This window comes from Ruegeria sp. YTSA135 (assembly GCF_059610165.1).
In genome coordinates, this window is the sequence record NZ_JBXWNC010000014.1 from 105,979 (window position 1) to 126,507 (window position 20,529).

Below are 20,529 nucleotides of genomic sequence, written 5' to 3' on the forward strand. Positions count from 1 at the left end.
ATGTGTTGAGGGGAGGAGAACAGGCACCCGTGGCTGGTGACGGAACAATTGGAAAAGCATGTGATGTGCTGGAGCAAGTGGCGGCCTTTGCGCGCCCCGTGCGGTTCGCTGAGCTGTTGGAAAGCAGTGATTTTCCCAAGGCAACTTTGTACAGATTTCTGCAATCTCTGACTAATCAGGGAATGCTGGCATACGACCCGGATCGCCAGACCTATACGCCGGGATTGCGATTGGTCCGGCTGGCGCATGCGGCTTGGACACAAAACTCGCTGGCGCCTATTGCGCGGCCGTTTCTGGATGCTCTTAGCCGAGAGACCGGGGAAACGGTGCATCTGGCGCAGCTTGATTCCAGCCAGGTTTTATATGTCGACAAGCGCAATGCCGCACAACCGGTCGAGATGTATTCGCAGGCAGGCAAGGTTGGCCCGGCCTACTGTACCGGTGTGGGCAAAGCGATGCTGGCATATCTGGAAGAGGTGGCACTGGCCCGCGCGGTGTCGCAACAAAGCTATCATCGGTTTACGCAAAAAACGCTGACCTCCGAGGCGGCGCTGCGTGCCGATCTCGATCTGATCCGCAGCCGCGGCTATGCTATCGACGATGAGGAGCATGAGCCCGGCATCATCTGCATCGCGTGCCCTATTTTGACGTCAGGCGGGCGGATGCTGGGCGCAATTTCGGTAACAGGCTCGACCGAGCGGATGGATTTCAAACAACTGGAAACCTGGGTTCCTCGTGTTCGCCATGTGGCCGAACAGATCGGAGCCGAAGCACAGGCTTGGCGGTTCCCCGAAACCCGGCCGAACGTCAATACAAACAGGATGCAAGCGACATGACGGGTGTGACTTTGAACCAGGCGATCAAGCGGTATGGAGAGACGCAGGTCATCCACGGCATTGATCTGGAAATCAAGGATGGCGAATTCTGTGTTTTCGTTGGGCCATCCGGGTGCGGCAAATCCACCTTGCTGCGTATGATCGCCGGACTGGAAGAGACCACCGAAGGGCAGATTCATATTGGCGCGCGCGAAGTGACCCATTTGGACCCCGCAAAACGCGGGGTTGCGATGGTCTTTCAGACCTACGCTTTGTACCCGCACATGACAGTGGCCGAGAATATGGGCTTTGGTCTGCGTATGAACGGCGTTGCTAAATCCGAGATCAATGAGAAGGTTCAGCAAGCCTCGAATATCCTGAAGCTGGACCCGTATCTCAAGCGCAAACCCAAAGCCCTGTCCGGTGGTCAACGGCAGCGCGTTGCCATCGGGCGCGCGATTGTCCGCGGACCCGAGGTGTTTCTGTTCGACGAACCCCTTTCAAATCTCGATGCCGAGCTGCGGGTTGAAATGCGGGTGGAAATCGCCCGTCTGCACAATGAGATCGGTGCGACGATGATCTATGTGACCCATGATCAGGTCGAGGCGATGACCATGGCCGATAAGATCGTAGTCCTGCGCGATGGCCGGATCGAACAGGTCGGCGCGCCGATGGACTTGTATCGCGACCCTGACAACCGGTTCGTGGCCGGGTTCATCGGCTCTCCGGCGATGAACTTTCTGGAGTGTGATTATGCCGACGGTAAGGTCTCGCACCCGGCGCTTGGGGAGCCGCTGGTGGTAACGGCCAATGTGCCTGCAGGCATGACGAAAGTGACCTTGGGCATCCGTCCAGAACATATCGAAATTGATCGCACGGGTGAGGCCTGCACGGTCGATCTGACCGAGGCGCTTGGTGGCGTAAGCTATTCCTATCTTTTAGCTCCGAACGGCGACAAGCTGGTCATTGAAGAGCGCGACGATCAACGCAGCCGTCAAGGGGACCGGATTGGGGTTCAGCTTCGCCCTGAGCGCGTGATGCTGTTTGATCCTGAAAGCGGTCTGCGGTTCCGGTAACTCAAAGACAATGAACCAGAACTTGCGCGCCGATCTAACGGGTCGGTGCGTTTTTTGGGCATAGACCTTTGGGAATTTTCTATCCAACATCCGGCATAGTGGGTCAGACGGAATCTTTCTGCCCATACCCGCGCTGCTTTTTGGAGGGAAAGTTCTGATGTCGACCAATATATTCACCGGCACCATGCCTGCGTTGATGACCCCTTGCAAGGATGACCGGACACCAGATTTCGATGCGTTGGTCAGCAAGGGAAAACAGATGATCGACGCGGGCATGTCGGCAGTGGTCTATTGCGGTTCGATGGGTGATTGGCCTTTGTTGACCGACGATCAGCGAATGGAAGGGGTCGCGCGTCTGGTCGAAGCCGGGCTGCCCGTCGTGGTCGGGACAGGGGCCATCAACACAAAATCCGCGGTGGCCCATGCGGCGCATGCGCAGGCGGTAGGTGCTGTTGGGCTGATGGTTATTCCAAGGGTTTTGTCGCGGGGCAGCTCTGAAGTCGCGCAAAAGAACCATTTCAAGGCGATCCTCTCTGCCGCCCCAGATGTTCCTGCGATTATCTATAACAGCCCGTATTACGGTTTTGCCACGCGCGCTGATCTGTTCTTTGCTTTGCGGGCCGAACACTCCAACCTGATCGGTTTCAAAGAATTCGGGGGCAGGGACGATCTGCGTTATGCGGCTGAGACCATCACCAGCCAAGACGCTGATGTAACCCTGATGGTCGGTGTGGATACCGAGGTTTACCACGGCATCGTCAATTGCGGCGCGACCGGGTCAATCACCGGCATCGGTACGGCCCTTCCGCGTGAGGCTTTGCTGCTGGCCGCGCTGTCCAGAAAGGCGGCGCAAGGTGATCCCGAAGCCCGCCAGCGCGCACAAGAGCTGACCGAGGCGATCCATGTGCTGTCAAGCTTTGATGAAGGCCCGGATCTGGTGCTGTACTACAAACATCTTCTGGTGCTGAACGGAGAGCAGGAATATCGGCTGCACTTCAATGAAACGGATGAATTAACCTATGCGCAACGAAACTATTGCGAACAGCAATACGACCTGTTCCGCACGTGGTTCGCCAACTGGTCCAAACAAGGCGGAGTGATTGCGGAATGCATGTGATCGACAGTCATACCGGGGGTGAGCCGACGCGGGTCATCCTGAGTGGCGCACCTGATCTGGGCAAAGGTCCGTTGGCGGATCGTGCAAGGAAACTGGCCACTGAACACAAGGGGTTTTATCGGTCGGTCATGCTGGAGCCTCGTGGGCAGCCGGCAATGGTTGGTGCGCTGCTGGTTGAGCCGGTCGATCTTACCTGTGTGACAGGAGTGATCTTTTTCGATGTGGATGCTGTGCTGGGCATGTGCGGACACGGCACCATTGGTCTGACTGTTACGCTGGCGTATCAAGGCAGAATTTCCCCTGGTCGTCATAAAATCGAAACGCCTGCGGGCGTTGTGACGGTTGAGTTGCACGATGCGCATACCGTCACGGTCACGAATATCGAAAGCCGCCGGGTTCATCGTGACGTGACATTGGACGTACCGGGCTATGGCGCGGTGACTGGCGATGTGGCCTATGGTGGAAACTGGTTCTTCATCATCGACCCAAGCCCGATACCGGTCGAAACCGCCAATATTCGGCAACTGACCGAGATGACGATTGCGATCCGTGAAGCCTCGATCACCTGCGGCGTAAGGGGAGAGCAAGGTGAACCAATCGACCACGTGATCTTTCAGGACGCCTCGCCAAATCCTGAAGTCCACAGCCGAAACTTCGTGCTTTGCCCGGATGACAATTACGACCGTTCACCCTGTGGCACCGGCAGTTCGGCACGCCTGGCATGTCTGGCCGCTGACAGAGCGTTGGAACCCGGCGAGGAAATCACTCAGCAAAGTGTCATCGGCAGTACCTATCGCCTGTCATACCAACCCGGCCCGAACCAAGGTGTCATCCCCTCAATCACCGGACAAGCCCATATCATGTCCGAAGCGACACTGGTTTTTGATGATAACGATCCTTTCAGGGCGGGCATCGAGCTATGACACAACAGGTCGTTGTGATTGGTGCTGGCGTGATTGGCATCACAACCGCGCTGGAATTGCAACGTCGGGGTCACTCTGTTCTGGTTTTGGATTGGGATGGCGTTGCAGCTCAGGCGTCGGCGGGAAATGCCGGTGCCTTTGCGTTTTCCGAGATTGAGCCATTGGCGACCCCCGGCATTATGCGAAAGGCTCCGAAATGGTTGTTTGATCCGCTGGGGCCACTTTCCATCCCGCCTGCCTATGCGTTGAAGATCGCGCCGTGGTTGTTTCGTTTCTGGCAAGCCAGCCGTCCGGCGAAGTATCAGACCCTTCTGGGTGCACAAGCCAGCATGATGACGCATTCTGCCTTGGCATTGGCCCGCTTGATCACCGATATCGACGCAGAAGGGATGCTTCAGCGTGACGGTCAGATGCAACTGTATGAAGGCGAAGCAGAATACCGCGCCAGCCTGCCCACATGGGAGTTGCGGCGCCGGCACGGAATTTACTTTGACTTGCTGGTAAGCCGCGAGGCGATTGCCGAAATACAGCCCGGCCTCAACCCGCGTTTTACGCATGCAGGGTTCACGCCGAACTGGATGAATGTCGTTGATCCCAAAAAATGGGTCGAGCATTTGGCGAAAGTTTTCCAGAGCCGGGGTGGGCGAATCGAACGCGGTGAGGTTCGTATGCTGTCCCCTGTCGAGGAGGGTGTGCGGATCGGGATGGCGACCAAAGAGGCTGCCGCGAAAAAGGTCGTTGTATGCGCTGGCGCGTGGTCGCATCACCTTGCCAATACACTTGGTGATCACATCCCGCTTGAGACTGAGCGTGGCTATAACACTACGCTTCCTCAAGGTGCGTTTGACCTGCGCCTGCACCTGACATTTCCGAACCATGGGTTTGTTGTCACTCGGATCAATGGCGGTGTGCGGATCGGCGGCGCGGTTGAATTGGGCGGGCTTTCACTGCCCCCAAACTATCGCCGGGCTGATGCCTTGCTTAGGAAGGCTGAACAATTCCTGCCCGGTTTGAAGACAGGTGGTGGCACGCAATGGATGGGATTTCGCCCCTCATTGCCGGATTGCTTGCCGGTGATTGGCCCTGCGAAGCAAACGCCGGACGTCATCTATGCCTTTGGGCATGGCCACCTTGGTCTGACCCAATCCGCAGGCACGGCCGAGCTTGTCGGAGCTATCATTGATGGGCAGCCGCCACAGATTTCTCTTACCTCGTTTTCGGCCACCCGGTTTTAGGACACGATATGCGCAGCAGCAAAACCATCCACGTGATATCAGCGCATGCAGAAGGCGAGGTCGGGGATGTCATCGTGGGTGGCGTGCTTCCACCGCCCGGAGACACGCTTTGGCAGCAGCGCGCCTTCATTGCGCAAGATCAGACCCTGCGCAATTTTGTTCTGAATGAACCCCGCGGTGGCGTGTTTCGGCATGTGAACCTGCTGGTGCCACCTAAACACCCCGATGCAGACGCGGGTTTTATCATTATGGAGCCTGAGGACACGCCGCCCATGTCCGGATCGAACGCGATCTGTGTGGCTACAGTCTTGCTGGATGGCGGGATCATCCCGATGCAAGAGCCGAAAACCTGTTTGACGCTCGAAGCGCCGGGCGGTTTGGTAAGGGTCCGCGCCGACTGCCGGAGCGGCAAGGCCGAGCGGATATATGTACAAAACCTGCCCAGTTTCGCCGACAAGATATCGGTTCCCTTGGAGGTTCAGGGCCTGGGTACTCTGACTGTCGATACAGCTTATGGCGGTGATAGTTTCGTGGTGGTCGATGTAGCCGCGCTTGGCGCTCAGATTGTCGAGGACGAGGCGCGGGATATTGCGCGCATGGGTGTGGCGATCACAGATGCCGCGAATGAACAGCTTGGGTTTTTCCATCCCGAAAACCCGGATTGGACGCATATCTCTTTTTGCGCTTTTTGTGGCCCGGTAAAGGCCACCGAAACCGGGTTCACCGGGACATCCGCTGTCGCCATCCAGCCGGGCAAGGTTGATCGGTCGCCGACCGGTACTGCGGTTTCGGCACGTATGGCCCTGATGGCGGCGAAGGGTCAGATGAAAGTTGGTCAAACCTTCGAGGCGGTCTCGATTATCGGTTCGCGCTTCACCGGCCAGATCATCGATAAAACCAGTGTTGCGGGCCGCCCGGCTATCATCCCCGAGATCAGCGGCCGTGGTTGGATTACCGGCATACACCAACACATGATGGACCCGGACGATCCCTGGCCTGAGGGGTACAGGTTAAGTGACACCTGGGGTGCCGGTCGCTGAATAACGCAAAATCATAGGGTGAATTGGCGGTTTACCCCTTCCCGTGTCAATTTGCGCCCCCACTAGACGATTGATCCGAAGGCCAACCTGTTCTATGGGGGGCCCTGTCAAATCAGAGTCACCATTGGGGCGGTAAGATACACGCGCCCCGTTTCAGGCCACACAGACGTGGCACACTCTTGGATCGCACGCCCCGAAAGGCTTAAAAAAGGTAAAAGAATATGGCAGAAAAATCGAACTTCGATATATTGTATACCATTGTAGACGAAGCGCCTGAGCTGGCGAGCGCCTCGTTCCTGCCCATCATTCGCAAGTTCGCCTCGGCGGCTGGTGTCAGCGTTGGAACCAAAGATATCTCGCTGGCAGGCCGCATCATCGCAACCTTCCCCGAGAACCTGACTGACCAACAGCGCATCACCGACGATCTGGCCGCATTGGGTGAACTGGTAAAGACGCCAGAGGCAAACGTGATTAAACTGCCGAATATCTCGGCCTCGGTCCCGCAGTTGGTGGCAGCGATCGAAGAACTGCAAGCGCAGGGCTACGATATCCCGAACTACCCCGAAGAGCCCTCGACCGACGAAGAAAAAGCGATCCGCGCACGGTATGACACCATCAAGGGTTCGGCTGTGAACCCGGTTCTGCGCGAAGGCAACAGTGACCGCCGCGCGGCAAAGGCGGTCAAGAACTACGCACAGAAGAACCCGCATTCGATGGGTGAGTGGGCCGCTGACAGCAAGACCAAAGTGTCATCCATGTCCGACAACGATTTCTACGCTAACGAGAAATCCGCTACAATCACCGCTGCCCAGGCAGGTGACGCCAAGATCGAATTTGTTGGCAAAGACGGCAGCGTCACAGTTCTGAAAGATGGCTGGCCACTGGACGAAGGTACCGTGGCTGACGCGACCTTCATGTCGGTCAAGGCGCTGTCCTCGTTCCTTGCGGATGCGATTGAAGACACCAAGAAAGACGGCACCATGTTCTCGCTTCATATGAAGGCGACCATGATGAAAGTGTCGGACCCGATCATCTTTGGCTATGCTGTAAAAGCGTGGCTTGCCCCTGTGTTCGGGAAATTTGGCAGTGAATTGAGCGCGCTGGGTGTGAATCCGAACTCGGGTCTGGGTGACCTGCTGGAGCGCGTCAAAGACAACGCTGAGATCGTAGCGGCCATTGATGCGCTGAAAGGTGACCGCCCATCCATGTACATGGTCGACAGCGACAAAGGGATCACCAACCTGCACGTACCGTCCGATGTGATCATCGACGCCTCGATGCCCGCCGTAATCCGCGCGGGCGGCAAGGGCTGGGACGAGACCGGTGCAAAGGGTGACACGAACTGCGTGATCCCTGACCGCTGCTACGCCCCGGTTTACGATGAGGCCATCAATTTCTTCAAAGCCAATGGCGCGCTGAATCCGGCCACCGCCGGAGCAGTGGCCAATGTTGGCCTTATGGCCCAGAAGGCCGAGGAATACGGCAGCCACCCCACCACGTTCGAAGCACCAGCTGATGGTGCCATCCGCATCGTTCTTGCGAACGGTGAGACGTTGCACGAACATGCTGTTGAAAAAGGCGATATCTGGCGTGCCTGCACCGTCAAAAAGGCACCGATTGAGAACTGGATTCAGTTGGCGATGGACCGTCAGCGCCTGACCGGTTCCGAAGCGATCTTCTGGCTGGACGCGAACCGCGCCCACGATGCTGAACTGATCAAATACGTCAAACCGGCGCTTGAGGCCGCTGGCGTGGTTGACAAGTTCCTGATTATGGCCCCTCGCGAGGCCACGCGTCAGTCGCTGGAGACCATCACCGCTGGCAAGGATTCGATTGCCATCACCGGCAACGTGCTGCGGGACTATCTGACCGATCTGTTCCCGATCCTGGAACTGGGCACTTCGGCCAAGATGCTGTCGATCGTAAAGCTGATGCAGGGTGGCGGTCTGTTCGAAACCGGTGCGGGCGGCTCGGCGCCGAAACACGTGCAGCAATTGGTTGAAGAAAACCACCTGCGCTGGGACTCGATGGGTGAGTTCTGCGCTTTGGGTGAATCGCTGAACTTCCTGGCCGACAGCGCCGGAAACGCCAAAGCAGGTGTTCTGGGGGCCGCGGCCGAAGCGGCAACGCAGGGCATTCTGGACAACAATAAATCGCCCAGCCGGAAGGTAGGTCAGCCTGACAACCGCGACAGCCACTACTGGTTCGCGCGTTACTGGGCCGAAGCGTTGGCGGCGCAGTCCGAGGATGCTGAATTGGCAGCTGAGTTTGCGCCGATTGCTAGAGTGTTAGCTGAAAAAGAACAGCAGATCCTGGGCGAATTGGCTGCCGCACAAGGCGTACCCGCTGATCTTGGTGGGTACTATCACACCGACCCAGCCAAGACCGCTGCGGTGATGCGTCCCAGCGCGACCCTGAACGCCATCATCGGCTAAAAGTCTACAGCCACGTGAGGTGGCTTTTTTGCTGTAAATTAGTGCGTTGAATAAATGGAGGCCGACCTGCAAAGTCGGCCCCCATTTAAGGCGAGAGGTAGAATCTCACCGGTAAAGCGGATTTCAGACCTCTGAATGGATATGTTCCGAGTATTGAGAGGTTTACCAACGGAGATGGATCGGGGTAGAACAGCCGTGAGCTGTGCCCGGCGCGGGTAAACGGTGCTCAAAAAAAGCAGGCCGGTCCAAAGACCGGCCTCAGTGAATTCAGCTGAACCGAGGGATCAGTTCGAAGCTGCCATCAGTTTCTCATTATGCTCGCGCAGGGTGTCCGAGATGATGGCATACCATTCGCCGGATTCCCGCATTTCATTCAGACCTGCGTTCAGCATCGCCACGTATTGACGGCCATATGGGTTTGTCCGGTGCGTGACAAAGCGCAAACCTGCGACAGTGTTCACAAACGGATTTTCGACGATGTCGTTATGGGACAGTCCCAGATCGCTCATGGCGTCAGCCGCAAGCTGAACTTCGAAAGAAGCAACATCTGCCACACCGGTCAGAACGGCATCCATGCAGTCAGTTGCTGTGACAGGTTGGATCATCGTCACGTTCGGTTCAAAAACGCCGTTCTCTTCCAGATCGTGTGTAAACCAACCTTCCATCCGGCAAAGACGTGCGCCTTTGAAATCTTCAAACGACCGGGCCGTGGCATAGTCGCTGTCGGGCAGCGTGTAGAACCCGATTACGGTGTCGTAAACGCTGACGGTGGAGTCGAACTGGGTGCAGCGTTTCGTTGTTTCCGGCGACCACTCATAGCTGCGGTTGCTGCAGTCGGGGATGTACCAGGCCAGTGACACATCAAACGCACCCAGCGGCAAGAGAGTATCCAGGTGAGAGCTCCAATCGTTCACGAAGCTTGCCGAGAATTCACGATTGTTTCCCGCCCGGTTGAGGGCCGTCGAAGCCAGACGGACAAGAAAGCCGCCGCCCGTCAGATCTTCGTCTGCAAAAGGGGCATAGTTGCCGCCGGTCACGATTTTGATCGGCGGTTCGTACACGTTGGACACTTTGTTATTGGCGTTACGTGCCTCTTCCGCGGCGATAAGGTCTTGCGCACTTTGGCCGTTTGGCAGGCTCCCGTCTTCACACGGCAAGGCAAGGACCAGGCCCGGCTCAAGGTTTGACGGGTTCAAGATCGTGTTGCGGTTCGCGTTAAAGATCGGCTGGTAGTTCGATGTGCCATAGGCGGCAATTGCAATTGTCGCCAACGTGTCGCCATCCACGACGGTGTAGTTGGTGCAGGCCTCTTGGGCGGCGGCGGCTCCGGCGCTTAGGGCGGTGACGGCGACGGTCGATATCACGACTTTCTTCAGGTTGACTTCAAACATATCCACTTCCTCCAGAATCTTTTGTTGTCAGGCCAGCTGGGGCCTTAGCCATTTTCCATTTGGTGGCGCAGGGCGGTTGACACGATGTCCCGCCATTCACCCGATTGCTGCATGATCGCCAGACCCTGGTTAAGCGTCTCAAGAATCGCTTCCCCATCCGGATTGTCTTTGTGGGTCATGACGTTAAGCGACTTGATTGCCGCCAGGTTGGGGTTTTCAATGATGCGGTGCTTGTATCCAAGCCGCGCGATGGCCTCGACGGCCACGTGGGCCTCAATCGCGACGATATCGGCACTGCCGTCCATCACCGCGTGAAAGCAATCATCCGGTGCGACCGGGCGTATTAATGAGATTGCGGGTTCGTAAAGGCCCACAGCATCCATGTGCGACGTTGTCCAACCCTCGGGGCGGCATATTGTGGCGCCAGCAAAGTCGGCATAGGTCAGCGTCTGCTCATATCCTGAGCCTTCGCGAGCAAAGAATGAGTCTACCACCTCATAAAATGGGTTCGAGAAATCGTAGGTCTCGCAGCGATTACGATCGTTTTCCGACAACGCGTCGGCAGTTTCACAGTTCGGGCGTGACCAGGGAAAGGTCGCGTCAAAGGCAAGGGTTGGCATCAACAAGTCCAGATGCGAGGACCAGTCATTGACGAACTGTATCTTGTAGCCCTGCTCGGGCGCCGCCCGCAGCATCGCCGTTTCGACGAGGTTGGTATATAGACCGCGATAGGGCAGAGCCTCATCCGTAAACGGCGCGTAGTTGCCGCCGGTGATCAGCAGCAGTTGGCGATCTCGGATTGCCGGGCGGTCGCTTGTATCCGCGTTGCGGATCAACGCGGCGCCTTCGGCGCGGGCTGCTTCAATTTCTTCACGGGCCGCTGCCTTCGCCGCGATTACGGCGTCTTCGCTCGCCTTTTGGGCCTCAGCCTTTGCTTCGGCGACCCGCGCCTCGGCGTCAGCAATGGCTTTTGCGGCCCGCTTTTCTGCGGCAGCAACCAGTTCAGCGGCCATCTCGGCGGCCATGGCTTCGGCTTCGGTTTGCGGAACTTCAGGCGCGCGCCCGATATCTTCCAGGCAGGGCAGGGTCAGCACGTCGCCCACGCGAATGACGTTCGGGTTATTGCCGATTACATCGCGGTTGGCCTCAAAGATGATGCGGAAATCCTCGGTCGAATACACTTCGATCGTCAATTCCCGCAGGCTATCGCCGCGCTGGATTTCGTAAGTCGAGCAGGCCTCTTGCGCCGAGGCGGCTCCGGCCACGGCAGCGAGTGCCAGGCTGGATATGAAAAGATGGGGTTTCATGGGTCCTGTAGCCTTGCCTTGGTTAGTTTCTTGTCAGTTTCACGACACCGATCGAGGCATTGTCCTGATCCGGGTCGCCCTTGGCGTGAAGCGCCAGCAACAAAGCATCGGCGATGTCCTGTGCCCACGCATGCGCGTTATGTTTCACGATGGCTTGAATTTCTGCATCGCTGAGATATTGCAAACCGTCACTGCCCAGGATCAGCACATCCGACGCCGTCAGGCTGAGCGGTGCCTCAGGGCAGTCCACCTTCGGAATTGCGGCACCCATAATCACCGATGTCAGCTGGTTACGATCCGGATGAACCCGCGCCTCGGCATCGGTCAAAGTGCCGTTGGCCACCTGTGCGTCTATGACCGGAGCCATCGAATGATCTTCGTTGATCTGATGCAGAACTCCATCGCGGAATAAGTACAAAGGGCTGTCACCGATCGAGATCCAGTACACGCGCTGTCCCAGCAGCAGCACCCCCAACAGGGTTGACCCCATTTTGAGATTGCCGCCCATTTCGTCGCAATGCGCAGCGATAGAGGCATTGGCTTGCATTGCCGCGAGGGGCAGGGCGTCGGCGGCAGATCTTTCGGACGGTGCTGCGCCCGCAAGCTCGGCATCCAATGCATCGCGCCAGGCACCAATCACGAGGTCCGATGCCACGTCACCAGCAGCGTGCCCACCCATACCGTCCGCGACAACCACATATCCGGCATTGGCTGTATCGAACATGCGCGTGGCAACCGCGTCTTCCTGTGATCCGCGCTGACCCTGGTCAAGGATCAGGGCAATGTCATATGCCGGTTGGGCCAGCATTTAGCTATTATCCCGCCAGTCAAAATCGTCATCACAGAAAGCGGCAAAGCGGATCGAAGTTTCGCTGATCCGGATCAGGTCGCCGCTGGACAACGCCACGGTGCTCAGCACAGGCTTGCCATTCAGACGAACAAGGTTGGCCTTGCCTCCGTGACCGAGGTAGCATTTCCGATCTTCGGGGTCATAGGCGATCACGGCGTGGTTGCTGCGCGAAATGCCAGTATCGCCAAAGTCCAGTTGAATGGCCTGATCATCATTGCGGCCAATCTGCATCAGACCCTCGGTCAGGGTGGTGCACGAACCACGACCCGGTCCGGCGGTCACAACCAGCCAACCAACGGGGAATGTTTCTTTTGCGGTTGTTGTCTTGACGACCGGGTCCGAGCTTTCGATCAGATCCTGAACATGCGTGTCGGCGCGCTCAAACCCAAGGAAGGTTGTCTTGACCCGACCGCGACGGTCAGCCGCCACAGGAACGGTGGCGGTTTGCGCGGACTCGGGCCTTGCTTCCGTTTCCGGCGCTGCCTCTTGGTCGGGCGCGGTCTCAACATGAGGACCGCCCAAGATGGGCTCAACTATTTCAGCCTGGGCGGGGTTAACAGTTTCAACGACGACCTCAACAACGGACTCGTCCTGAGTATCGGTTTGCTCGGAGTCTTCGTCGGTGGCGATGTGTAAAGTGACAACCGGCTCTTCTGACCCGTGCTGCGCCTCAGCCGACTCGAATATATTTTCTTGTGCATCATCGGGCGCTTCGGTTTCGACTTCGGCAATCTCGTCCTGGTCCTCTGAAAACGCGGACATCTCCTTTTCTGGGATCAGCTCTTCGTTATCGTCGTGGGGTTCCGCAGACGCGTTGCCGCCCGCCAGAGCGTTGCGCAGCGCGTTGAAATCCGCAATCGGTTGGGGTTTTTCGGCCTCGGGCTCGACTGCGTCTTCCACGTCGGTTTCAGGTTGGGCTTCTTTGACCTTGCCGGCACCTTCGAGAAGCCGGCTGAGGGGGCTTTTGTATTTAAACATGGTGTCGACACCTTTTTACTGTTTCGGCACAGGCATTTGGTCCTGCGGGGCTACTACTTGCCGCTGCGCGCATTGGCGCAAAGGCACGGATAATTTGGAAATCAGATCAAACTCATCTGCCGGTCCGGACCGAACCGTGAAGAGTGGCGGATTTCCAGGCGCCACCCTCAGAACTCACTGTGCAGCAGGTCACTTTCGAACTGGTCAAACTATTCCTGCTTTAGCTGCATGACTGCGTCCGTTTCCGTGCCGTTGCGCAATACGGTCAGACGTGCGTGGGATTGGCCTTCGGCGACCAGGGTTTGAAGCACGGCATCGATGCTCTCCGGCCCATCCATCGCGACCGAGGTCTGAGCCTCGGACACCAGAATGTCGCCTTGTTGAAGATTACCTTCGGCTTCGGGCGGAACAGTCGTGACAACTGTCTTCCATCCTTCGCCCCCCGTGTTTCGCACAGTGAAACCGAAACCGTTTTCCAAGCCGACCATCCGGAAGGCGGGCAGCGCCAACAGTCCGTTTTGCGCTCTTGTCTGACCCAGCGACCTATAGCGTGCGGTCACGCGGATATAGCCATCGGGATCTATTGACAGATCGTCCAGCGCCTGCGCGGCGAAACTTGCATCCTCGCCGAAGGGTTCGCCGTTCAACGTATAAATCGAAGCACCGCGTTCCACCCAGTCTCCGATGACTGACATATCCCGCGAAGGATCAACGCCGGTCACGGCGATAACGGTGCCTGTGGTTGCGCGACGCCGCGAGATCTGGAATGGAATTTCAACATCCCAGTGCGAGAAAGCCACCTGCACCTCCGCCGGTGTCCCCGACGTAGGCGGGACATCGGCGGCGGGAGTGGGTTCGGCTGCCGGGGCTTGGGCCACTTCTGGTTCAGCCGAGGGGGCCTGTGTCTGCTCGACAGGGGCCTGAATGGGTTCAACGGTTGTGGGTTCCGGGTCTACCTGTTCCGGAGCGATTTCGGCTTCGGTCACCAGCTCAACTGGGGCTGGTGGCTCGATTGTTTCAGGAACGTCGGCAGGTGCTGTCAGGTCGACGGTGTCATTTTCCGGCTCAATCACCTTTTCACCAGACATCAAAAAGTGCCCGGCCGCGGCCAGACCAGCGACGACGATCACAATGCCTGCAATCAACCGTCCGCCGCCTTCTGACCTACTTTTGACAATGGTATCCACTGTTGCTGGCGCTTCTTCCTTCGGTGTGTACTTGGCGAGATCGTCGTCGTCTTTGTCTTCGTTTCCAAGGGTCAGGTCCGCGTTGCCAGCCAACAGCGCTGTCACGACCGCTTCGGCATTTTCACTCTCAGCTTTGATACGGGCCTTTTCGGCGGCCTCATCCTTGCGATCCATCGCCACAATGACCGAGACGGGGCGGTAATCGAACGTATCAAACATGACACCCGGCCCACGGAACATCCGCAGCCAATCCAGGGCGCTTTGCAGGCGGTCGGTGACGTGAACCTCCATCGCCTTGTCGATCGCCTCAAGGAAACCGTCAGGATAGCCCTTGAACCGCCCGGCGAGCGGCTCATAGGGGTCTTTCTGACTATTGTTGAAGGCGTTCAGACGGGTCTGCCCGTCAATCGGACGCTCGCCGCTGATGGCGTGGTATAGCGTGGCAGCAAGAACATAGAGATCACTGCTTGGCCCTTGTTCAGCACCACGGACATAGAATTCATGTGGGGAATAACCGTCCTTGATCACCCGTAGTGTCAGCAGCGCCGCCGATTGGTTCGCAGCCTGTTCCCGCGCGGCCCCAAAGTCGATCAGAACGGGATCACCGTTTTCGTTGATCAGAATGTTATCGGGTGATATATCGCGGTGAAGCATGCCGCTTTGATGGATGAATGACACTGCGGACAGCATCTTTTCGGTCATCTGAACGATGAAGTCAGGGCCAGTGTCTGTGTCCGGATCTTCAACGTAGTCCAGCAGGTCGCACCCCTTGACAAGATCCATCGCAATATAGGCGGTGTTGTTGTCTTCGAAGACCTGATGCACGTTGACGATATTGGGATGCACCAGACGCGCGTGGTTGCGTGCCTCTTGAATAAACAGGTCGATGATCGAGCGCAGATCGTCTTTGTATCCAGGGTCCGAGGGCTCGACCAAATCGCCATCGCGATGACACATTGCGCCTGGAAAACATTCCTTGATCACCACGTCGCGCTCTAGGCTGTCACGCGCAAGATAGGTAATGCCGAACCCGCCATTGCTGAGGAAACGCAGGACTTCATACTGCCCGCGCAACAGCTTGGCGCCGGGTTGGAGTCCTTCAATTTTAGGTTCGTCGTGCGATGCACCGACAGCCTGGTTGTGGCTCATTTCTTTCCGCCCGTTCTTTTCGTTTTGCGGTCAACTCAACTGGGAAAAACTGATCCCGTACTCACAACCAAACACAACCGCAGGACACTAAGGACGGTTAGACGTTTCAAATTTGACTTTATTGGGGCCGCCAAATGGCTTCACTATGGATCATTTCGGACGGTATACAGCATGTTGTATGTGCGGCTGCAATTGTCACAACATGCTGGAAAAGAGGCTGCACAAAATGCAGGCCAGTTGGTGGTTTGTCTCCACCTGCGCAACGGACGCGTTGCTCTTGGCATCTGATTCCCATTGCTTCGAATCGGTGCATCCCGGATCAATTTTTGCGTGAAGTCGTCAGGTGCCGGTTTTTGGCTCGACCGAGTCTATCCGACTGCCCGCCCATGCAAGGTTATCGCTGAGCTGGGCCAGAATGCTGACTGCGTCATTCAAAGGCGCATCACCGCTTTCAAATTGCAGCAGAAGCAATAAGTCGGTGGCCTTTTCAAACTCACCCGGAATCCACTCGGCCGAGGGGTCAATTTCGCCCCCCTGTGCCAGGCGCTCGGCGAAATCCTCGACGATTTCCTGGCACGAATGCAAGAACGCCGCAGGTTCGATATCAGATGACTCGCGCAAATCCTCATAGATGCTGGCAATCGCGGCCAGCCAATCTTCGAGGATCGGGTTTTCGAGCGGTGGCAAAGCGGCTTCCAGCGTGGCGTGCATCGAAGCGGCATCGGGCTTTTCCGGCTCATTCTCGGGCCTGTTCAGCGTTTCCAGATAGGGTAGGAAATCCTGTTTCAGATCAGCCCTTGCAGCCTCAAGATCGGCAAGGCGACGGTCCGAGGCAATTTGCAGAACCTGTTCCGCCAGGGTTTGACCGCCGCAATCCTCCCAGAGGTCGAAATCGGGCTCGGGCTCTTGTGCCATGGCGCGCACGGCGACCGGGGTGCCAATCGGCACAACAGCGCGGAACAGATCGCCTTTTTCCTTGTTAAGCCGCGACACCACCCGATCCAAGGCCTCATTTACGTGCGGCAGGTCGGTGTGGGTGACAGCCAGCAAGCTATTGCTGCGCAAGGCTTGCGGGACCTGCGACCACAGATGGCGTTCCGTTTCGCGCCAGGCGTTTGTTCCGTTGGTACACCAGATTGCGCAGTCTACAAACTTCAGCAGATCGAGTGTTGCCCTATACGTGTCGTCCAATGCGCCGGTACCGGGCAGGTCAAACAAGGAGATTTCCTGCAGGGCAGGCGTGTTCAATCCAACCGAAATGAAGTCAGGGTCATCCGCAGCAGCTTTTTCCAGCGCAATCCCGGAGTAAACCTTGGGTTCTCGGTCCCACCACCCAACCGTGGTTTCCGGCATTTCGGAATAAGCCACGATCACAAGAGGCAGTTTCAAGTGCTGAGGTCCGGTGGGCAGAATATCGGCCCCGGCCAGCATATTGGCAAGGCTGGACTTGCCCGCACCGAATTCGCCAGCGAAACCGATATTGACGGCGTTGGACAGCCGTTCGGCATGTGCTAACGCGCGGTCGCGCATTCCGGTCAACTCTGCGTCAGCAGACAGGTTTTCGGTCGCGTTCAGAAAGCGTTCAAGTTGCGCTACTTCCTGTTCGGTTCCGGGAAATTCAATCATTCAGCAGCCTCTGCCAGTATTTTGTCTACGTCATCTGCACCGTAAATGGTGCCCAACTCTTCCAAAATGCGTTGCGCGTGGTCACATGCCGCCTGCACTTCGGCCCGTTCGGTTGCTTCGCCGCTACCTGTCCGGTGTTCAAGATGTCCGGCCAACAATGCCAGGTAGTGATCCAGAACCGTGTTCAGCCGCTCTAGCAAATCGCTGCGGGCGGTATCCACCAGATCGTCGCCAATCATCTCGAATTCCTGCACAATCATACGTTCGGCCCGGGCCACGACGCTTTTGCGCGAAATCAGTCGTGAAAGCCAGCTGACCCTAAGTTCAACCGTTATGCCCCGCGTCAAGGCCTTGGTATCCGGGCGGAACCATCGAACGGCGCTTGTGTTCATGCGGTTGTCGGATGAATCTTGCCAACCCGGCAACGAACGCAGGGCCGCATTGCTTTGCATGTCGATCGAGTACAGCTCGCTCAGCATGCGCTGCCGGACCACTTGTGTGGCGCCCTGAACCAATTCGCGCATGCGGTCGCGCAGCGGGGTAAAGTTCAGCTCGGTCTCGCCACCGCTCGCCAACAGTGGTGAATCACCATTCGGCCCACGCACCACGGCTGCGACCGCTTCGGCCACGGTATCGTCCATGACACCGCGCAGGTTGGCGAGGACATCATCCATATCGTTTACGATCTCGGTCGTCTTCTGGCCAACAAGCTTGCGCAGGTCTGCGAGCGTCTTGTGGTTTTCGTCGCCGGTTTCGGCTTTCGAACCGCTTTCTTCTTCGATGGCGCGGATGTGGGCCTTGCTGCGCTCAACCTCACCTTGGGCAAAGCTGTTGAGATGCTGCCACGCCATCCGCAACTGCTCATTCCGTGGACCCTCGGTCAGGGCGCTGGTCACGTGGCGGCGCAGGTCAGGCAAACCCGAGGCAACCATTGCAGCAAATCGCAATACGCCTTCACGGCTGATCGGGCCGGACCCTTGTTTGATCTCTGCCACGCCATCCAGATACTGCTTCATCTGGTCCGGATGCGCGCGCAGCCACGCCAGAACCTCATCATGGTTGATACCTGTCTCATCACCGGTCAAGGCATAGTGCGCCCATTGCGCGCTACCCATCAACACGTCAATGTCCGAGTTGCCAAGTGCTTTTTCGAGACCGTCCACAACATCGGCCCGAACTTTGGTGGCATCATCCGCACCGCCGCCCAGCTCATCAACGCGGTTGATGAAGACGACGATCTGACCCAATTCCAGTGCCTGCATCAGGCGGAACAGTTTCAGGTCGGCGCGCGAAAGGGCCTGATGCGCAGACAGTACCACGACGAAAAAGTCGGATTCCTTGAGGTATTGGCGCGAGATCTCCTCACGGATCAACAGCGGGTCGTTAACACCGGGTGTGTCCGTCACGGTCAAGGGGTAGGGGAAGTGGCCGATGTCGAAATAAACCTCGGCCTTGCGGGTGATGTCGCTGTACAGTCCCCGGTCCGACCCCGGATCATACGCACCCTCATCGGTTGGATCGTCGCCTGCGCAGACATAACGGGCCAGATCGTCCGAGGTCAGGTTGTCCAGGTCATGATGCTGGCCGAGCAGGTGTTTGTAGCTTTCCCCCAGACGCAGCTTGGCGCGGGTCTTCATTGCCTCGACCTGCTCTTCGATCATTTCGCGCTTATAGCTGTCCTCGTCATCGGGGAACATGTTGCGCAACTCTTCGCCTTCGGCGATCAGCGCCTGCCATTGGCGGTTGTCGAAGAAATGAAATTCAGCCCCCGAGGTGCGGCCAGACGGGTGCCCGAAATGCATGTCGGTGATAACCGTTGTCCAAGGGTTCACATCCGAAGGGAGAAATTCTGCTTGCCCGGTAAAACCGTTGATCAGGCGCGACTTTCCAGCCTTGATCTGTCCGACAAAGGCGATTGAGGGTTTGAGGTTCTTCAAGTCGTTGATAATACGCGAAATGAATTGCCGGGTCTCCTCGTTTGAGATCCCGTTCATATCCTTGGCAATACGGATCAACTCGCGACGATTGGTTTCACTCATAAACTTTACCCTGGCAACATATACAAGCGCGCCAAACGCGCCGAAAAACTGATTGTATCGGACGCAATCATCCGTCCGGCCTTTTTAAAGCTGCCCACAGATTGACGACCGCGCCCAACTTGCGTGCCTCGTGAACGGCCAGAGCCACATTTGTGCCATCGTTCAAAACGGCCAACCCGGTGCCTTTGCCGCCAGACGGCCGCATGACAATAAGTTGCGGATGGTCCATTGTGGTGGCCGCGTCGTCATCCCATCTCGCAAGATCGCGGGCGAAACTGGCCAGCAAATCGGGTTTGGGGTGCAGGGGCTTTCCGTCTTTGCAGGCACCATCCGCAAGCAGCGCGGCGCCATCCGCGATCAGTACCCGCCCTTGGGCAAACCGTTCTGCGCCATCAAAAAAACGCTGTGCCAAAGTATCTGTGCTGTCAGCCTCTGGCGTTTCTTCTGTGGGCTTCAAACTTTCAGGACTGGCGTCAACGATGGATATGACCGGCTCTACCTGCTGCTCCATATCCGCGCAGGAGGCTTCGATCTCGCTGAAGGTGATACCAACGTCATCCGCTTCAAGCGCGGTATCAGGTTGAAGAGAAATCAATTGGAGCGGAGCAGGGGCACAAGCGATATCAGTCACCAGTTGCGCCAGCTTGACCGCAAGGTCCTGGCGCAGTTCCGTTTCGAAATCCGGGGCTACACCGGACGGGACCCGGAACACGTCAGTGACCCGAGAGCTGTTCACTTCGATGGCAAGGCAATCGCCATTGGCCGCGGTAAATTCCAATCGGCGGGGCAGGATTGTACCGCGAATGGCGTGCAGCACTTTTTCGCGCCGAGCCGTAGCGGTATCACCGGGCACGGTAACCGCCGGATTCAGGCGGGCAACAGACGAGCGCCCGATTTCATCGAGCATCTCCAGTATGTCCGTATCCATCATGCCCTGACCCCCCTCTGGTCCGGTCTAGACTGCGGCCGCGACTGGCCCCAGGCTGAGATGCGATTTGGTCAGCGCCAACCCGACGTTGGCACTGTTGCGACAGATGTAGCAGACCACGTGATCAGGATATTCCCGAGTCCGCAGAAAGATGTTTAGCCGATCCTTCGAAAACACCGCGATTTCCCCAAATCCCGGGTTGCCCGATTCCTCTGCTCCGGCCGAGCGAAGCAGTTCCTCGAACGCTTTGATTCCCCGGCCCTGAAACAGGTTAGCCACGGCAAGGGCCAGACTGTCCAGAACCTCAGCGCTGTCAGAGTCTAAGGTGTTGATCCCCAGCAACATTCCCGTTTCCATGTCGACATACCCGGCTGCAATGCAGTCGGGTATGGTTTTCATCGCGGAGCGGAGTGCGGTTTCAATTGTCATTGCT

The 20,529-nt window shown here is 57.4% G+C and carries 16 protein-coding genes; 7 read left to right on the forward strand and 9 right to left on the reverse strand.

The genetic code is table 11. The features are described from left to right. The first annotated feature begins 29 nt into the window (after positions 1–29). From AC2FIT_RS17175 to AC2FIT_RS17205, 7 genes are all read left to right on the forward strand, one after another. On the forward strand, positions 30–836 hold the full coding sequence (locus AC2FIT_RS17175) for an IclR family transcriptional regulator (protein ID WP_496831251.1): 807 nt from the start codon (positions 30–32) through the stop codon (positions 834–836). After that, a complete protein-coding gene (locus tag AC2FIT_RS17180) occupies positions 833–1,891 on the forward strand; it encodes an ABC transporter ATP-binding protein (protein WP_496831252.1) in 1,059 nt (352 codons plus the stop codon). The genes AC2FIT_RS17175 and AC2FIT_RS17180 overlap by 4 nt, the downstream gene beginning before the upstream one ends. A gap of 157 nt (positions 1,892–2,048) precedes the next feature. Then, positions 2,049–3,008, forward strand: a complete 960-nt coding sequence (locus AC2FIT_RS17185) for a dihydrodipicolinate synthase family protein (RefSeq protein WP_496831253.1) — start codon at positions 2,049–2,051, stop codon at positions 3,006–3,008. Continuing rightward, positions 2,999–3,931, forward strand: coding sequence for a 4-hydroxyproline epimerase (locus AC2FIT_RS17190; RefSeq protein WP_496831254.1), 933 nt, complete (start codon positions 2,999–3,001; stop codon positions 3,929–3,931). The genes AC2FIT_RS17185 and AC2FIT_RS17190 overlap by 10 nt, the downstream gene beginning before the upstream one ends. After that, positions 3,928–5,166 (forward strand): NAD(P)/FAD-dependent oxidoreductase, encoded by a 1,239-nt coding sequence (locus tag AC2FIT_RS17195; RefSeq protein WP_496831255.1) that lies wholly within the window; start codon positions 3,928–3,930, stop codon positions 5,164–5,166. Before AC2FIT_RS17190 ends, AC2FIT_RS17195 begins: the two co-directional genes overlap by 4 nt. Before the next feature lie 8 nt (positions 5,167–5,174). Next, on the forward strand, positions 5,175–6,206 hold the full coding sequence (locus AC2FIT_RS17200; RefSeq protein WP_496831256.1) for a trans-3-hydroxy-L-proline dehydratase: 1,032 nt from the start codon (positions 5,175–5,177) through the stop codon (positions 6,204–6,206). A 221-nt stretch (positions 6,207–6,427) separates the two neighbouring features. Continuing rightward, a complete protein-coding gene (locus AC2FIT_RS17205; protein ID WP_496831257.1) occupies positions 6,428–8,641 on the forward strand; it encodes an NADP-dependent isocitrate dehydrogenase in 2,214 nt (737 codons plus the stop codon). Between the two features lie 284 nt (positions 8,642–8,925). On the opposite strand, the gene AC2FIT_RS17210 is transcribed toward AC2FIT_RS17205, so the two are convergent. The 9 genes from AC2FIT_RS17210 to AC2FIT_RS17250 all read right to left on the reverse strand — a co-directional run bounded on the left by AC2FIT_RS17210 (position 8,926) and on the right by AC2FIT_RS17250 (position 20,525). After that, positions 8,926–10,032, reverse strand: coding sequence for a peptidoglycan-binding protein LysM (locus AC2FIT_RS17210; RefSeq protein ID WP_496831258.1), 1,107 nt, complete (start codon positions 10,030–10,032; stop codon positions 8,926–8,928). A gap of 44 nt (positions 10,033–10,076) precedes the next feature. Continuing rightward, positions 10,077–11,339: a peptidoglycan-binding protein LysM gene (locus AC2FIT_RS17215; protein WP_496831259.1), complete on the reverse strand. Its 1,263-nt coding sequence runs from the start codon at positions 11,337–11,339 to the stop codon at positions 10,077–10,079. 22 nt (positions 11,340–11,361) lie between these two features. Next, positions 11,362–12,147, reverse strand: coding sequence for a PP2C family protein-serine/threonine phosphatase (locus AC2FIT_RS17220; RefSeq protein WP_496831260.1), 786 nt, complete (start codon positions 12,145–12,147; stop codon positions 11,362–11,364). Next, positions 12,148–13,167 (reverse strand): FHA domain-containing protein, encoded by a 1,020-nt coding sequence (locus AC2FIT_RS17225; RefSeq protein ID WP_496831261.1) that lies wholly within the window; start codon positions 13,165–13,167, stop codon positions 12,148–12,150. It lies immediately after the preceding gene. A 209-nt stretch (positions 13,168–13,376) separates the two neighbouring features. Continuing rightward, a complete protein-coding gene (locus AC2FIT_RS17230; RefSeq protein ID WP_496831262.1) occupies positions 13,377–15,503 on the reverse strand; it encodes a protein kinase domain-containing protein in 2,127 nt (708 codons plus the stop codon). Between the two features lie 339 nt (positions 15,504–15,842). Further along, positions 15,843–17,129 carry a dynamin family protein gene (locus tag AC2FIT_RS17235; RefSeq protein WP_496831263.1) on the reverse strand — a complete coding sequence of 429 codons (1,287 nt, stop codon included), beginning with the start codon at positions 17,127–17,129 and terminating at the stop codon, positions 15,843–15,845. Further along, entirely contained in the window at positions 17,126–19,168 is a 2,043-nt protein-coding gene (locus AC2FIT_RS17240) for a dynamin family protein (RefSeq protein WP_496831264.1), read from the reverse strand. Before AC2FIT_RS17240 ends, AC2FIT_RS17235 begins: the two co-directional genes overlap by 4 nt. A gap of 67 nt (positions 19,169–19,235) precedes the next feature. After that, a complete protein-coding gene (locus AC2FIT_RS17245) occupies positions 19,236–20,099 on the reverse strand; it encodes a hypothetical protein (RefSeq protein WP_496831265.1) in 864 nt (287 codons plus the stop codon). Positions 20,100–20,123: 24 nt separating this feature from the next. Then, positions 20,124–20,525 carry a hypothetical protein gene (locus tag AC2FIT_RS17250; RefSeq protein WP_496831266.1) on the reverse strand — a complete coding sequence of 134 codons (402 nt, stop codon included), beginning with the start codon at positions 20,523–20,525 and terminating at the stop codon, positions 20,124–20,126. Between the last annotated feature and the right edge of the window lie 4 nt (positions 20,526–20,529).